Source organism: Flavobacterium sp. HJSW_4, assembly GCF_042436695.1.
Taxonomy (GTDB): Bacteria; Bacteroidota; Bacteroidia; order Flavobacteriales; family Flavobacteriaceae; genus Flavobacterium.
This window is the reverse complement of record NZ_JBHNPP010000026.1, coordinates 1-16,001: the sequence shown is the minus strand read 5'-3', so window position 1 is coordinate 16,001 and position 16,001 is coordinate 1. Positions and strand designations below refer to the sequence as shown.

Sequence of the window (16,001 nt, the reverse complement as noted above, 5' to 3'; positions counted from 1 at the left end):
GCAAAATTAGATTAAAAAAACAGAAAAATCAAAAAAAAATAAAAGAATCTAAAAATAAGGGGTAAGAAATTTGTTTTTAATGATTTACATGCCTTATTTTTTATCTAATTTCAGTCTTTTTTACTTTAACTTCTGAGCTTTTTTTCCAGATTGCTTTTCACTTAAAGTGGAATAGGAGAATTTAACATTGTTTGCATCAGTGCTTACGCCCGAAATTAAAACTCCATGATCATAATTATCTACAAATGTGGTTTTTCGAACGGCATCGCTTCCTTCCCAAACACCTTGTTTCAATCCGTCTTTTAGAGTTCCTTTTTGTGTTACAAACGGGTCTTTTTCTTCATAATTCCCATTTCCGTCAACTACGGTCTGGCTTTTGTCTTCATCCCAGCAGTTAAGAACCAAAGTTTGTGTTTTCTTGGTTTTTGGATCCCAAAGATTCTGTTTCTCGCACTTTTTGCTTTGGTTTTCGTACCAATTAATCTCTTTTCCGTTTTTGTGATCTTCAGAATAATTGACAACAGTTTCTTTTGCTCCGTTTTTATAATAGTAAATAAACTCGCCGTCTTTTTTTAAAACATCGCGATCTAGGGTAGAACCCGTCATTTTCTTTCTTCCATTTTTATAAAAATCGGTTACAACATAACGCACGCTTTTCTGGGAGTAATTGGTAATTACCCTTGTGTAGGCATGGTTGTCTGGTGTGCATTCACGATTTAAGGAGTCTAAAAAGATTTTCTTAGACACCATATTAATTTGCGCAGACAGATGAACTGAAATTATCAGAAGTAAAAAGAGAAAGATGTTTCTTTTCATTCAATGCTATTTTTTATCTTAAAAATAGTTCTTCTAGAATAATTTAGCAACTTCTTGATTTACAAATTCTAAAAATCTTTCGTCAGCTTCTGTAAAAGGATCAATAACATGGCTGTCAATGTCTATTTGTCCAATGTTTACTCCATTAACAAAAAGAGGCACCACAATTTCTGATTTTACAGTCAAACTGCACGCGATATAGTTGTCTTGAGCTTTAACATCTGGCACAACAAAATTAGCATTGCTTTCTGCTACCTGACCGCAAATTCCTTTTCCAAACGGAATAACCGTATGATCTGTTTCTGCGCCAACGTAAGGTCCTAAATGTAAAGTTTTAGCGTCATGATTAGCAAAATAAAATCCAACCCAGTTGTAATACTCTACGTTTTCATTCAAAAGCTGGCATACTGCCAATAGTTTTTCGTCTCTATTTGATTCATTACCAGCGATAATTTTGCTTATTTTTGGTTGTAATTCTTGAAAAGTCATAATGTGAAAATTTTATACAAAAGTATTTAAAGCTAAATTCAAAAAATACATAAATTTGAAAAAAAAATCTCTTGAAAAAATATTTAGTCCAGTTTAAGCCATTCCTGATTTTTGTAAGCATCTTTTTCTTGACATATATTGTCCTTACATTGATTTACAAATTTTATTTGAACAGTTATCAAGCCGAAGATCTTGATGGTGTGACAATGATGTGCGGAAGAAATTCAGAGCAGTTGCTCAAACTGTTAAATTATGATATTATAATTCAGAAAAGCTCGCAAAATCCGTGGCAAGAGATTATCTTAAATGGCAAATATATAGCGCGTATAACCGAGGGATGTAATGCTGTGAGCGTGATGATACTCTTTGTATCGTTTGTAGCTGCTTTTTCGGCAAGTTTTAAAAAGACATTCTTGTTTATAATCTTAGGACTTCTATCTATTTATGTTTTGAATGTTATTAGAATTTCCCTTCTAATTGTACTTGTCTATAATTTTCCTCAATATACCCAATTTCTGCACGGAACTTTTTTTCCTTTAATGATCTACGGATATGTTTTTATTTTATGGATTTTCTGGATCAATAGATTTTCAAAATATGCTAAATAAATTAAAAGAAAATAAATTTAAAATCTTTACTGCAGTTGTTGTGGTAATAGGTTTAGCTTTGATTAGATTATTTGAAAAGAAACTGTTCTATGATCCTTTTTTGGTATATTTCAGTGCTGATTTTCATTCAAGTCCTTATCCTGAAGTGCAAACTTTAAAGTTTTTCTTTGGGCTTTTTCTACGTTATTTTTTAAACTCAGCACTATCTCTTTGGCTAATCTATGCCTTGTTTCAAGATCGCGATATTTTTAAATTTAGTTTGTTCGTTTACACCTTCTTTTTAGTTGTGCTTTTGGTGGCGTTTTATGTAATACTATATTTCTTTCCAGATGGCGGCTGGCTTCTTTTTTATGTAAGAAGATTTATAATTCAGCCTATTTTGGTGCTATTATTTATTCCTGGATTTTATTATCAGCTTCAAAAATCTAAAAAATAACATTTGTTTTAGTTTTTTATCGGCAGTTTTTGAATAGCTTTGCAGCATGAATTTGAAAAAGTGCACGGGTCTGTTTCTAGCGTTCCTTTTATTGGTTTCCAATATTGGGTTTGCTTTTGATGTGCATTATTGCGGTGGAGAAATTGCTTCAGTTTCTTTAAAAACTACAGCAGAGCCTGTTGTCGAAAAGAAATGTTGTGGTTCTAAAGAGAAAAAAAACTCTTGCTGTAAAGACAAAGTTGTTCATTTCGAAAAGAAATCAGATGATGCAACAATCAAATTCTTCTTTTTTCAATTTGCTTTCCCAGCACCTATACAAGATTATAAGCCTCTTGTCTTTTTAGAAATTCCAAATTTTAAAAAGAAAGAAGTCCTTTCGTATTATGCTGATGCGAATGCGCCCCCCTTATTCAAATTATACCATCAGTATATTTTCTATTCCTGATTTTAATGTTAAGATGCACTGCAAGTCTTGATTAAGACTTTGTATTTACATTTTGTTTGCTTTCGCTTTGCGCGGAAAGCAAGAATGTAACTCTATTTCAACATTAAAATCATTTTTTATGCAAAAAAATATAATGCTTTTTGTAGCGTTTTTGCTTTCTGTATCTGTGTTTTCGCAAGAAGATTTAGAAGAAGTAAAAATCACTAAAAAGCAAAAAGGAATTAAAAAATCCTATACATTAACAGCCAATACTTCATTAATTACCAGTAAAGAACTGCTTAAAGCGGCATGTTGTAATCTAGCTGAAAGTTTCGAAACCAATCCGTCGATCGATGTCAATTTTTCTGATGCCTTAACAGGAACTAAGCAAATCAAAATGCTTGGATTGACTAGTCCGTATTTAATGATTACGGAAGAAAATATTCCTTCTGTTCGTGGCGCTTCTCAAGCTTACGGATTGTCTTTTACGCCTGGAACTTGGATCGAAAGTGTTCAGATTACTAAAGGAGCGGGGAGTGTTATAAATGGTTATGAAAGTATTTCTGGCCAAATTAACACAGAACTTTTAAAGCCTTTAAATGATATTCCGTTTTTCTTGAATGCTTATGGTTCAACCGATTCTCGTTTTGAATTGAATACACATTTCAATAAAAAATTATCAGATAAATGGGCGACAAGTTTATTTGTTCACGGAAATACGCGTGTAGCCAAAAACGATATGAACAATGACGGTTTTCTAGATAATCCGCTAGGAAAACAAATCAATGTTTTGAACCGTTACCAATATTACAATCCAGAAAGTGGTTTGGTTAGTTTTATCAATTTCAGATATATGAATGATAAAAAACAAACTGGAGAAGTTGATTTTGATAAAGATCGCGATCGAGGAACAACCAATTATTGGGGTTCTGAAATTAATACTGAACGTTTTGATGTTTCGACAAAAATCGGATACGTATTTAAAGATATGCCATATCAAAGTATCGGATTTCAAAATGCTTTTAATAGCCACAAACAAGATTCTTATTATGGTTTAAATCAATACGATATCAAGCAAAATAGTTTTTATTCTAATTTGATTTTCAATTCTATTATCAGTAATACTATGAACAAGTTTACAACTGGTTTGAACTTTTCTTACGATCAATATCAAGAGTTTGTTAATCTAACAGATGTGGGTAGAATTGATAATTCAGTTGGTGCTTTTTTTGAATATACTTACGATAATACAGATAATTTCAGTTTAATTTTAGGAGGTAGAGTTGACAATCATAACCGATTGGGAGTTTTTGTTACGCCGAGATTACATGTGAGATATAATCCTTGGAAAAATGGAGTAATTCGTTTTTCTGCAGGAAGAGGAAAGCGTTCGGCTAATATTTTTGCAGAAAATCAGCAGCTTTTTGCTAGTTCTAGAACGTTCTCAATTTTAGATTCTAACGGAAAAGTATACGGTTTAAATCCTGAAATTGCATGGAATTACGGAGTGAGTTTTTCACAGAAATTTAAAATTTTCAATAAAAACGCCGATGCAGGTTTTGACTTTTACCGAACAGATTTTCAAAATCAAGCTGTTGTAGATGTGATGCAAAGTCCGCAGCAAGTTTTGTTTTATGATTTGAAAGGAAGCTCTTTTGCAAACAGCCTTCAAGTTGAATTTAATTATGAATTGCTTCATAATCTAAACTTGAGAACAGCTTACAAATATTATGATATTCAGACTGATTATTTAAGAGGAACATTCCAGCGTCCGCTTCAGGCTAAACATCGTTTCTTAGGAAATTTAGAATACGAAACAGAGCTAAATAATGATAAGCAATGGAGATTTGATTTTACTTATAATTGGTCAGGCAAACAGCAATTGCCTTATACGGCTTCGAACCCTTCAGAAGACCAATTGCCTGATTTTTCACCAGCTTATGCGGTTATGAATGCGCAAGTAACTCGTGTTTTTTCATCTGTTTTTGAAGTATATGTAGGAGGAGAGAATATTGGAAATTACAAGCAGCAAAAAGCAATTTTAGGAGCCAATGATCCTTTTGGACCCAATTTTGATGCATCAATAGCATACGCTCCAATTTTTGGGCAAATGTATTATGCAGGATTAAGATTTAAAATTAAATAAAGAATAAAGAAGAAATTTCATAACAATAAATATTTAGAAAAATGAATAAGATAGTTTTAATTGCAATGATGGTTTTTTTAGGTTTTTCAGCTCAGGCTCAAACTAAGAAAAACAAAAACTTAAAATATGCAACAGAAGTAAATGGAAACTGCGAGCAATGCAAGAAACGAATTGAAAAAGCAGCTTACGGCGTACCTGGTGTAAAAACGGCAACCTGGGATGTAAGTTCTCATCAGCTTTCAGTTATTTTAAACGAAGAAAAATCTTCTCCTTCAGATTTAAATAAAGCAATTGCAAAGGTAGGTCATGATACTAAGGAAGTTAAAGCGACAGATGCAGATTATGACAATTTACACAGCTGTTGTAAGTATGTGAGAGAATAATACTAAGAGAAGCCCAGGCAAATAGTCTGGGCTTTTTTTAATAGTTAATTTATGTTTAAAATACCGTATTTTATTGTGGTTAAGGTAAATTATTGTTACTTTCACAAACTTATATAGATAACCAATTCCCCTTTTATGAATAATTTTGAATGGACCCAGTTATTAAACCCTGAATTTTATATTACATTAAGTGTTGGAGGTTTTCAGATTGGGTTGTTTATTGTTCTGTTTATAGTTTTTGCTGAGACAGGACTTTTTGCAGGTTTTTTTCTGCCTGGAGATAGTTTACTTTTTTTGGCAGGTATTTACAGTCGTGATCTAGTTGAGAATGTTGCCTATATACCGAATGACTTTATAAATGTATTTCTGCTTGCAACAGCAGTTGCTATAATGGGAGTTTTAGGAAATATGACCGGCTATTGGTTTGGTGCAAAAAGTGGTTATTATTTGTTTAAAAAAGAAGATACATTTTGGTTTAAGAAAAAATATCTATTGCAGTCGAAAGATTTCTTTGAAAAATACGGTGGTAAAGCAATTATTTACGCTCGATTCCTGCCAATTTTCAGAACGTTTGCTCCAATTGTTGCTGGAATCGTTTCGATGGACAAAAAGAAGTTTATGTTTTATAATGTTCTAAGTTCTTTCCTTTGGTCGTTTATATTGATTTTCGCAGGACATTATTTGTACGGCATTTTCTTAAAACAAGGAATAGATTTGAAAAAACATATAGAATACATTATCATTATTATCATTGTAATCTCAACGTTCCCAGTTCTATTAAAATTACTTAAAAAGAGACCAAACGAACAGATATAATATTATTTAAAAGACATAAAAAAATCCGAAGTTAGCGCTTCGGATTTTTTTATGTATATATTTTAAGTAGTTTAATTGTTTGCTTAAATTATAATATTTTCAATAAGGCTAAAATTATAGAGCTTCTTTAAATTTAAAACTCATTTAGAAATTTAGTTGTATTTAGAATTTAAATATTAATATTATTTAATAACCTGCTACCATTCATTTACCTTATTTGCGTCCATTTTAAGGAAGATAAACAGCAAAATGGTAAATCCCCAGAGTCCAGAACCTCCATATGAAAAGAAGGGCAGTGGAACCCCAATTGTTGGAAAAATTCCAATTACCATGGCAATGTTTACGAAGAAGTGTATAAAGAGAATTCCCGCAACGCAATATCCGTAAACCCGGCTGAATTTGGTTTTCTGTCTTTCTGCCAAATAAATAACCCTAAGAAGTAAGCTTACGAAAAGTAAAATTACGGTCAAAGAACCAGCAAACCCCCATTCTTCACCAACTGTTGTAAAGATGTAATCGGTATGTTGTTCAGGAACAAATCCTCCTTTGGTTTGCGTTCCTTCAAGAAAGCCTTTTCCAACCCATCCGCCAGATCCAATTGCAATTTCAGACTGATTGGTGTTGTATCCAATACCTTTCATATCTACAGTTTTACCTAGCAAAATATTGAAACGGTCTCTATGGTGCTGTTTAAAAACATTATCAAATACGTAATCAACAGAAAAAACGAATCCAGAGATTAAAACCAATAAAATTCCGCTCAAGATTATATTTCTGTCAACGACTCTACCTTTGAAATGTATAATCGCTAATACGACAAATGCCATTATGATAACAACATATGGTTCTAAAACCAAAGTAAGGACGAAAAGTACAATGGTTATAAATGCTGTCCATACATACCAAGAAGGCAAACCTTCTCTATATAAAACAAGGATAAAAACACTATAAATTAAAGCACTACCAGGGTCTGGCTGTGGTAAAATAAGCATTACAGGTAACAGCATAATGGCTAAAGCCTGAATTTGTCTGTTAGTCTCTTTTAAATTGATTTGTGTATCACTTAAATATTTAGCTAGAGCTAATGATGTAGCGGCTTTTGCAAATTCTGAAGGTTGTAGGGTGAAGCTTCCTATTGCGTACCAGCATCGCTGACCTGCAATAGTTTTTCCAAAAAGAAATAATCCTGCAAGTGATAATAATGATACTCCGAATATGATACTGGCATATTTTTCATAAAATTTTCCGTCTACAAAAAGAACAACAAATATCAACGGAATTGTACAGCAAATAAAAATTAACTGTTTTTGATATGTGCCATCTGTTGATAATAAAGAAGACGAATAAATATTCAGCCAACCTAAAGTTACCAGCGCAATGTAGATAAAAACACTTATCCAATCGATATTATTTTTTACACTTTGATTTTTCATTTGAAATAATCTTTCTTAATTTTCTTTAGTAGTGTCTACCGCTGTTTTTTTAACTTCAGTTTTTGTTGCTGTAACAGGAGCTTTTGGCTTTACGATTTTTGCTTGTAAAACAGAATCTTTTGGAACAGACTCAATTGCACGAGCTGCAGACATGCCTCCTAACTTAGCATATTCAGATTCTAAACTTTTATTTAATACTCTTGTTTCTAAATCGGTTCTTGTGATTTTTTTTCTCAAATATTTTTCAATCATCAAACTTGCGATTGGTCCAGCAGTACTTGCTCCAAAACCTCCATTTTCAATCATAATTGCAATTGCAATTTTAGGATTGTCTTTAGGAGCAAAAGCTACAAATATAGAGTGGTCTTTAAGCTGTGTTCTTTTTCCGTCAATCTTAGCAAAGTTTTCAGCTGTACCTGTTTTTCCGCAAATATCAATTCCTTCTACTCTAAGGGCGTAAGCCGTTCCTTTGTTGTAAACGTCAAATAATCCGCTTATAACAGGAGGGAAATACTTTTGGTCAACTGTTGTAACGTGTTTTGTTGTAAACTTTTGATCGATCTTTTCTCCTTCAATTTTTTTAATGATATGAGGAGTGTAATAATATCCTTGATTTGCAACAGTTGCCATCATATTGGCCAATTGGATAGGAGTCATTAAAACCTCTCCCTGACCAATTGCGTTTGAAACAATTGCTGTGCTTCTCCATCCGCCATTAGGATAAATTCTTTTGTATGTTTTAGATGTCGGAATATTACCTCTTTTCCCAATTGGTAAATCATAACCCATAAATTGGCCTAAACCAAAACTCTTTATGTGATCGCTCCAAATATCAACAGCTTTGCCTGGATTTGCGTACTTGTTAATAGTCAACATGTAAGCCTGTGCAAAATAAGTGTTACAAGAATTGTAAATTCCGTTATGCAATTGGTGCGGTCCAAAACCGTGACATTTCATAAAACGACCTCTACCATAGCTAAAACCATGATGACACATAAAAGTAGTCTGCTCGTTGATAACGCCTTCTTGCAACGCAACCAAACCAGTAAGGATTTTGAACGGAGAACCTGGAGGATACTCAGCTAAAAGTCCTCTATCGTACAATGGTTTTGCAATAGAATCGTGATATAAAAGCGTATAGTTTTTAGACCTTTGACGTCCTACTAAAATTCCAGGATCATAAGAAGGCGCAGTAACCAATGCTAAAATTTCACCAGATTTTGGTTCAATTGCAACAATTCCGCCTCGCTTATTAATCATTAATTCTTCGCCATATTTCTGAAGTTCAGCATCAATTGTTAAGTTGATATCTTCTCCAGCAACAGCAATAGTATCATATTTTCCTTCTTTGTAAGGGCCAATTTCTCTATTGTATTTATCTTTTTGAATGTATTTTACACCTTTTATTCCGCGTAAAATGGTTTCGTAGCTTTCTTCTACACCTTGTTTACCAATTAAATCTCCACTATTGTAATATGGATTTTTTTCAATCTGCTTATCGTTAACCTGTGTAATAAAACCAAAGATGTTTGCACCGTAATCTACTTCGTAGTCACGTAAAGATCTTTTCTGGAAATAGAAACCTTCATACTTTCTGATTTTTTCCTGAAAAGCGGCAAACTCATTTTTATTCAGCTGAGATAAGAAAACAGAAGGAAGTCTCGGGCTATAAATTTTTGCTTTTTCAATACGCTTATGATATTCTTCTGGAGTAATATTCAAAAGAGCACAAAATTCAGCAATATTCAGATCCTTTTTTATATCCCTCGGAATAACCATGATATCATAAGAAGCCTGATTAGCAACAAGGAGCTTTCCGTTACGATCATAGATATAACCTCTTTCTGGATAGTCATACACCTTTTTTATCGCATTATTTTCAGATTTCAATTTAAAAGAATCATCAATAATCTGTAGGTAAAAAATCCTGATCACTAGCAAAGACGCTGCAATAATAATTATAGTGGGCAGCAAGACTTTTCTCATCGTTTATTGGGCTTAATAAGATAAATTATTATTATTGAGGTGATTATAGTAAAGATAGAACTAAATAAGGTTCGGAGTAAAATGTCCCAGATAAATTTGAATTGAAAAGCTTCTAAAACAAATAATACAATATGATGCATTAAGACCGAAACTAGTATAAATGAAAAACGTTCTGGCGTTAAAGATTCATTTAGCTTAATAGTCTGATATTCGTAACTAAGACCAAAAGAAAATTTAAAAATATATGGCCTGTAATATGCTAAAATTACACATGCGGTTGCATGTATACCTCCAGAATTACAAAACATATCCATTGTAATTCCAAGTAAAAAACTAGAAAGAATTAATCCTGCTTTATTGCTGTTTACAGGGTATAGAATGATATACAAGATATACGGAAAGGGACTTATATATCCTAGGAAATTCATATTGTTGAAAATAACAATCTGAACTGCCAGTAACATGATAAATCGAAAAATATTGACTAACAGAGCGCTATTCATTTTTTTCTTTGTTTTTGTTTTCTAAGTTAATAAGTTCTTCTCTGTCCTTGCTCTTGATAATATAGACGTGCCCTAAGTTTGTCATGTCGTTAAATAACTTAACTTTTATGACATAGAAACTTGTTTGTGTTTCTTTATAAATTGTTTCAACAGTTCCAATGTTAATTCCTTCAGGAAAAATCACAGATTGTCCTCCTGTTACAATTGTATCTCCTTTTCTAACTGAAGCTAATCTTGGAACATCTCTTAACTGTACAAATCCAGTGCTTTTTCCATCCCATGTCAAAGAACCAAAGTGATTTGATTTTTTCAACTTGGCATTAATTTGAGATTTCATGTTCAAAATACTCACAACAGTAGAATATCGTGGTGATGTATCGTCTATGATACCCACAATTCCTAAACTGTTTATTACTCCCATATCTGGTTTTACACCTTCATTGGATCCAGAATTCAAAGTAAGGAAGTTTTCGTGTGTATTGTATGTGTTATGAATTACTTTTGATACAATGATATCAGCAGGCTTTACCCCTTTGATTGAATCAGGTAAAGGTAATTTTGTTGTGTCTTCTTTGTTAAATAAAAGACTTTTTAATCTTGCGTTCTCAAGTACAAGTTCGTCGTTTTCAGCTCTTAAATTCAAATATTCATTAGCACGATTGATTTTTTCGTAAACACCGCCACTTAAAAAATTAGCAGAACTGATTACTTTGCTTCTGTGGTAAGAATGAGATTGAATAGTGAGTCCTAACGAAATACCTAAAAGCAGCAAAAACAGCAATCGATTACTGTTTCTTATAATGAAATTAAATATTTGCTGCATTTCTTGTCTGGTTATTTTGTTTCAGGATATGCTTAAAGGTTTCAATTTTATTAAGGTCAAAATATTAAAAATCTGACCTTAATAAAAGTATATTGATTGTTATTTTTAGATCTTATTTGATTAAGATACTTTTAAATTTTGCAATGTTTTTAAGGGCCATTCCTGTACCACGAACAACTGCTCTTAACGGATCTTCGGCGATATAAACCGGTAAATCTGTTTTTTGAGAAATACGTTTGTCAAGACCTCTTAACATTGATCCTCCACCAGCTAAGTAAATACCAGTGTTGTAGATATCTGCTGCTAACTCAGGAGGAGTTTGAGACAATGTTTCCATTACCGCATCTTCAATACGTTGAATAGATTTGTCTAATGCTTTTGCAATCTCACGGTAAGAAACATCTACTTGTTTTGGCTTACCAGTAAGCAAATCTCTACCTTGAACTGACATATCTTCTGGCGGTCCGTCTAAATCTTCGATAGCCGCTCCAATTTGAATTTTAATTTTCTCAGCAGTACTTTCTCCTACGAAAAGGTTATGCTGTGTACGCATGTAATACACGATGTCGTTTGTGAAAACGTCACCCGCAATTTTAACAGACTTGTCACAAACAATTCCGCCTAATGCGATTACAGCAATTTCTGTTGTACCACCTCCGATATCGACAATCATGTTACCTTTTGGTTGCATAATATCAATACCAATACCAATTGCCGCCGCCATTGGCTCATGAATCAAGTAAACTTCTTTTCCGTTTACTCTCTCACAAGATTCCTTCACCGCTCTCATCTCCACTTCAGTAATACCAGAAGGAATACATACAACCATACGTAAAGCTGGAGTAAACATTCTTTTCTTTAATGCAGGAATACTTTTAATGAACATATTGATCATTTTTTCCGAAGCATCAAAATCAGCGATTACACCATCTTTCAAAGGCCTTATAGTTTTGATGTTTTCATGTGTTTTACCTTGCATCATGTTGGCTTCTTTACCAACAGCAATGATTTTGCCTGATACTCTATCACGTGCAACGATAGATGGACTATCAATGACAACTTTATCATTATGAATGATTAAAGTGTTTGCGGTTCCAAGGTCTATCGCAATATCCTCGGTCATGAAATCAAAAAATCCCATAAGTTTTTTAGGGGTTTAAAATGTTATAAATTATTTATCGAACAAAGTTAAACAAATTAATGTTTAAAATGACGAGTTCCTGTAAATACCATTGCAAGATTATTTTCATTGCAATAATTTATACTTAATTCGTCTTTAATAGAACCTCCTGGCTGAATTACAGCCGTTATTCCTGCTTTTTTAGCTAATTCTACACAATCCGGAAATGGGAAAAATGCATCACTTGCCATCGAAGCTCCATTTAAATCAAATCCAAAAGCTTTTGCTTTGTCAACAGCTTGAATTAAAGCGTCGACTCTTGAAGTCTGACCTGTACCTGATGAAATCAATGTTCCGTTTTTAGCAAATACAATAGTGTTTGATTTTGTATTCTTGCAGATTTTAGAAGCAAAGATCAAATCTTCGATCTCTTGAGCAGTAGGTTCTGTAATTGTAACGGTTTTTAAATGCTCTTTATTATCCGTAATATTATTTCTGTCCTGAATTAACAATCCGTTAAGACAAGTTCTTACTTGACGAGTTGGCAATTCAACTTCGTTTTGTACTAAAATAATTCTGTTTTTCTTCTCTTGTAAAACTGTAACTGCCTCATCATCATAAGCTGGAGCGATTACAACCTCACAGAATAATTTGTTGATTTCCTGTGCAGTCTCTAAATCAATTTTTGTGTTAGAAATTAACACTCCTCCAAAAGCTGAAGTAGGATCACAAGCTAAAGCTGCTAAATAAGCCTCGCTGATTGTTTTTCTTGAAGCCAATCCGCAAGCATTGTTGTGTTTTAAAATCGCGAACGTTGGTCCGTCAGTTTTAAACTCAGCAATTAAATTAACTGCAGCATCAACATCAAGTAAATTGTTGTATGATAATTCTTTTCCGTGAAGTTTGTTGAACATTGCGTCAAAATCTCCAAAGAAGAATCCTTTTTGGTGAGGGTTTTCACCGTATCTTAAAACTTGACCGTTTGCAATACTTTCTTTGTAAATAGTCTCGTCTGTATTGAAATAATTAAAAATAGCTCCATCGTAGTGAGATGAAACGTGGAATGCTTTAGTAGCAAACAATCTTCTGTTTTCTAAAGTTGTTGCTCCATCTTGCTCCGTAATCAAATCTAAAAGTAAGCTGTATTCGTTAACAGAAGCAACAATTACAGTGTCTTTGAAATTTTTTGCACCAGCACGAATTAATGAAATACCACCGATATCAATTTTCTCAATAATATCTTGTTCGCTAGCTCCAGAAGCAACCGTTTTTTCAAAAGGATATAAATCAACAATTACTAAATCGATTTGAGGAATATCAAATTCTTTCATTTGCTGAACATCGCTTTCGTTATCTTGACGATTCAAGATTCCTCCAAAGATTTTTGGGTGTAAAGTTTTTACTCTTCCGCCAAGAATTTCAGGGAAAGAAGTAATGTCTTCAACAGGAACTACTGGAATACCAAGGTTTTTGATGAAATCTTCAGTTCCTCCAGTTGAATAAAGTGTTACATTTTGTTCGTGTAATTTTCTAACAATTGGTTCTAATCCATCTTTAGAAAAAACAGAAATTAATGCCGATTGTATTTTTTTTGTTGTGCTCATTGTGTAGTTATGATTTTGAGACTGCAAAAGTAGTTTTTTTATATATTATATTAAAGAAAATTAGTGTAACAAAATGCTAAAAAAATCTACTGATGAGTAAGTTAACTTTAATTAGGTTTTTGAATTTTAATTATTGAATTTTACTTTATTGAAAAATACAGAAATATGATCGTTTATCTAAGATTATTAAAAGAAAGTCTAAGCTTTGCCATCAATGCTTTGCGAAATAATAAATTACGCACTTTATTGTCGCTTTTAGGCGTAACGATTGGTATTTTTTCAATCATCGCCGTTTTGGCTGCTGTTGACTCTTTAGATAAAAAAATCTCTAAAGATCTGAGTAGCTTAGATAAAAATACAATTTATTTAATGAAATTCAGTTTTGGACCTTCAGAAATTCCACAATGGAAGAGGGAACAATTTCCAAATGTAAAATACGACGAGTATGTTGCGTTGAAAAACTCCTTAAATAATACCGATCAAGTTGGTTACCAGCTTTTTGTAAACAGAGAAACTTTAAAGTACGATTCAAAAACGGTAAGCGATGTAAATATTATTCCTGCGTCAAGCGAAATGGTTGATATTGATGGAGTAAGTTTTGATAAAGGAAGGTTTTATAATGAATCTGAATCAAATTCTGGAACAGCAGTTATTGTACTTGGTTACGATATTGCTGATGGACTTTTTGGAACAAGCGATCCCATTGGAAAAAATATTCGTTTATACGGACAACGTTTTACCGTTATTGGCGTAATGGCGAAACAAGGTGCTGGTTTTTTTGGCGATAGCAACGATACTTCGGTTTATATTCCGGCTAATTTTTTAAGAAGAATGTACGGAGATAGCGATTCCATGACGCCTGTAATAGTTTTAAAACCAGAAAAAGGAATTGACATGGAGGCGTATAAAGCAGAAGTTGCTCAAAAACTTCGATCAATTCGCGGAATGAAAGCAGGAGAGATGGATAATTTTTTTATTAATGTGCTTTCTGGATTTACAGATTTTATCGACGGAATTTTAGGTCAGATGAATGTTGTAGGTTGGATCATCAGCGGATTTTCTCTTCTAGTTGGCGGTTTCGGAATCGCAAATATTATGTTTGTTTCGGTTAAAGAAAGAACCAATCTTATCGGAATTCAAAAATCATTAGGAGCAAAAAATAAATTTATCTTATTCCAATTTTTGTTTGAAGCAGTTATTCTTTCTGTTATTGGCGGAATCATAGGTCTTCTTATGGTTTGGGGAATTGCTTTTGCTTTGACTAAATTATTAGATTTTGAATTTGTTTTAAGTTTAGGGAATATTATTTTAGGAACTGGTTTGGCAGCTTTTATTGGTTTGGTTTCTGGAATTTTGCCAGCGGTTTCGGCTGCAAATCTTGATCCGGTCGAAGCGATTCGTACAGGAATGTAATATTGCTTTTGTGTTATTTTACTGTAAATTTTGACGGCTCAAAATAATTAGATATTTTTGATAGACCAAGAACCTAAACCGCTATACCAATGAGCTTTAATCTTAGATCTGTCGATACTGTTGAGTCTATTTCTAGAGAAGATTTCAAAAAGAATTATTTGGATAAAAAGAAGCCTTTAATCATAAAAGGTCTTACAAATGATTGGCCGGCAAGAGAGAAGTGGTCGACGGAATATTTTAAGGAAATTGCCGGAGATATTGAGGTGAAATTGGTTGATAATTCAAAGGCAGATCCGTCAAAAGTAATTAATGCTTCAATTGCGAGCATGAAATTTGGCGAGTACTTAGATCTTATAAAAAGAGAGCCAACGCAATTGCGTATTTTTTTCTTCAATCTTTTTAAACACAGACCAGAATTGGTTAATGATGTCAAAGTTCCAAAAGAATTAATGGGCGGATTTATAGAAAGCATGCCAGCGATGTTTTTTGGTGGCTCTAAGGCAATTACTTTTCTGCATTATGATATCGATTTGCCTCACCTTTTTCATACTCATTTTGGAGGTAGAAAACATATTATACTTTTTGATTATAAATGGAAGAAAAGACTTTATTGTCTTCCAAATACTACCTACGCTTTAGAAGATTACGATGTTGCAAACCCTGATTTTGAAAAATTTCCAGCTCTAAAAGGAGTAGAGGGGTACGAAGTTTTTTTAGAGCACGGAGACACTTTATTCATGCCAACAGGTATGTGGCATTGGATGCGTTATATAGATGGATCTTTTTCGCTTACACTTCGAGCATGGGATGCATCATGGTCTAGAAAAATAGCTAGCGTTTGGAGTTTGTTTATGCATGGCGCGGTAGATAGCGGTATAAAAGTAATTTTTAGAGAACGTTATGCAATCTGGCGTGAAAAAAGGGTTTTTAAAATTGCTGAACGAGAATTAAAAAAGGATTTGAGAAAAGCGAGTTAAAAGTAGGATTTCCACATGCCTCCA

General features: G+C 33.1%; 16 protein-coding genes. 8 read left to right on the top strand and 8 right to left on the bottom strand.

Translation table 11 applies throughout. The features are described 5' to 3' along the window. Positions 1 to 120 precede the first annotated feature (120 nt). Positions 121 to 816: a hypothetical protein gene (locus ACE01P_RS19555; RefSeq protein ID WP_379700724.1), complete on the bottom strand. Its 696-nt coding sequence runs from the start codon at positions 814 to 816 to the stop codon at positions 121 to 123. Positions 817 to 849: 33 nt separating this feature from the next. Then, entirely contained in the window at positions 850 to 1,305 is a 456-nt protein-coding gene (locus tag ACE01P_RS19550) for a GAF domain-containing protein (RefSeq protein ID WP_379700723.1), read from the bottom strand. A gap of 71 nt (positions 1,306 to 1,376) precedes the next feature. Here ACE01P_RS19550 and xrtF point away from each other — a divergent pair, with 71 nt between their 5' ends. The 6 genes from xrtF to ACE01P_RS19520 all read left to right on the top strand — a co-directional run bounded on the left by xrtF (position 1,377) and on the right by ACE01P_RS19520 (position 6,118). Further along, positions 1,377 to 1,913, top strand: a complete 537-nt coding sequence (gene xrtF, locus ACE01P_RS19545; RefSeq protein WP_379700722.1) for an exosortase family protein XrtF — start codon at positions 1,377 to 1,379, stop codon at positions 1,911 to 1,913. Beyond that, the gene (locus ACE01P_RS19540; RefSeq protein WP_379700721.1) at positions 1,903 to 2,349 is read left to right on the top strand and encodes an exosortase F system-associated protein; all 447 of its coding nucleotides are present in this window, start codon (positions 1,903 to 1,905) and stop codon (positions 2,347 to 2,349) included. The genes xrtF and ACE01P_RS19540 overlap by 11 nt, the downstream gene beginning before the upstream one ends. A gap of 46 nt (positions 2,350 to 2,395) precedes the next feature. Continuing rightward, the gene (locus ACE01P_RS19535) at positions 2,396 to 2,794 is read left to right on the top strand and encodes a hypothetical protein (protein ID WP_379700720.1); all 399 of its coding nucleotides are present in this window, start codon (positions 2,396 to 2,398) and stop codon (positions 2,792 to 2,794) included. A 118-nt stretch (positions 2,795 to 2,912) separates the two neighbouring features. Then, the gene (locus ACE01P_RS19530) at positions 2,913 to 4,919 is read left to right on the top strand and encodes a TonB-dependent receptor plug domain-containing protein (RefSeq protein ID WP_379700719.1); all 2,007 of its coding nucleotides are present in this window, start codon (positions 2,913 to 2,915) and stop codon (positions 4,917 to 4,919) included. 41 nt (positions 4,920 to 4,960) lie between these two features. Continuing rightward, positions 4,961 to 5,302 carry a heavy-metal-associated domain-containing protein gene (locus tag ACE01P_RS19525; RefSeq protein ID WP_379700718.1) on the top strand — a complete coding sequence of 114 codons (342 nt, stop codon included), beginning with the start codon at positions 4,961 to 4,963 and terminating at the stop codon, positions 5,300 to 5,302. Between the two features lie 135 nt (positions 5,303 to 5,437). Then, positions 5,438 to 6,118, top strand: coding sequence for a DedA family protein (locus tag ACE01P_RS19520; protein ID WP_379700717.1), 681 nt, complete (start codon positions 5,438 to 5,440; stop codon positions 6,116 to 6,118). A 197-nt stretch (positions 6,119 to 6,315) separates the two neighbouring features. Here ACE01P_RS19520 and rodA read toward each other — a convergent pair whose 3' ends face one another. From rodA to purH, 6 genes are all read right to left on the bottom strand, one after another. Continuing rightward, positions 6,316 to 7,551 carry a rod shape-determining protein RodA gene (gene rodA / locus ACE01P_RS19515; protein WP_379700716.1) on the bottom strand — a complete coding sequence of 412 codons (1,236 nt, stop codon included), beginning with the start codon at positions 7,549 to 7,551 and terminating at the stop codon, positions 6,316 to 6,318. A gap of 15 nt (positions 7,552 to 7,566) precedes the next feature. Beyond that, the gene (mrdA, locus tag ACE01P_RS19510) at positions 7,567 to 9,537 is read right to left on the bottom strand and encodes a penicillin-binding protein 2 (protein WP_379700715.1); all 1,971 of its coding nucleotides are present in this window, start codon (positions 9,535 to 9,537) and stop codon (positions 7,567 to 7,569) included. Continuing rightward, positions 9,534 to 10,040: a rod shape-determining protein MreD gene (locus ACE01P_RS19505; protein WP_379700714.1), complete on the bottom strand. Its 507-nt coding sequence runs from the start codon at positions 10,038 to 10,040 to the stop codon at positions 9,534 to 9,536. Before ACE01P_RS19505 ends, mrdA begins: the two co-directional genes overlap by 4 nt. Beyond that, a complete protein-coding gene (gene mreC, locus ACE01P_RS19500; RefSeq protein WP_379700713.1) occupies positions 10,033 to 10,863 on the bottom strand; it encodes a rod shape-determining protein MreC in 831 nt (276 codons plus the stop codon). The genes ACE01P_RS19505 and mreC overlap by 8 nt, the downstream gene beginning before the upstream one ends. A gap of 112 nt (positions 10,864 to 10,975) precedes the next feature. Next, a complete protein-coding gene (locus ACE01P_RS19495) occupies positions 10,976 to 12,004 on the bottom strand; it encodes a rod shape-determining protein (protein ID WP_008466528.1) in 1,029 nt (342 codons plus the stop codon). A 56-nt stretch (positions 12,005 to 12,060) separates the two neighbouring features. Continuing rightward, complete coding sequence (purH, locus tag ACE01P_RS19490; RefSeq protein ID WP_379700712.1) at positions 12,061 to 13,587, bottom strand: bifunctional phosphoribosylaminoimidazolecarboxamide formyltransferase/IMP cyclohydrolase; 1,527 nt, start codon at positions 13,585 to 13,587, stop codon at positions 12,061 to 12,063. Between the two features lie 165 nt (positions 13,588 to 13,752). On the opposite strand from purH, the gene ACE01P_RS19485 reads away from it, so the two are divergent. Together ACE01P_RS19485 and ACE01P_RS19480 are read left to right on the top strand one after the other, a co-directional pair. Beyond that, positions 13,753 to 15,000 carry an ABC transporter permease gene (locus tag ACE01P_RS19485; protein ID WP_379700711.1) on the top strand — a complete coding sequence of 416 codons (1,248 nt, stop codon included), beginning with the start codon at positions 13,753 to 13,755 and terminating at the stop codon, positions 14,998 to 15,000. Between the two features lie 89 nt (positions 15,001 to 15,089). Then, positions 15,090 to 15,977: a cupin-like domain-containing protein gene (locus tag ACE01P_RS19480; RefSeq protein ID WP_379700710.1), complete on the top strand. Its 888-nt coding sequence runs from the start codon at positions 15,090 to 15,092 to the stop codon at positions 15,975 to 15,977. The last annotated feature ends 24 nt before the right edge of the window (positions 15,978 to 16,001 follow it).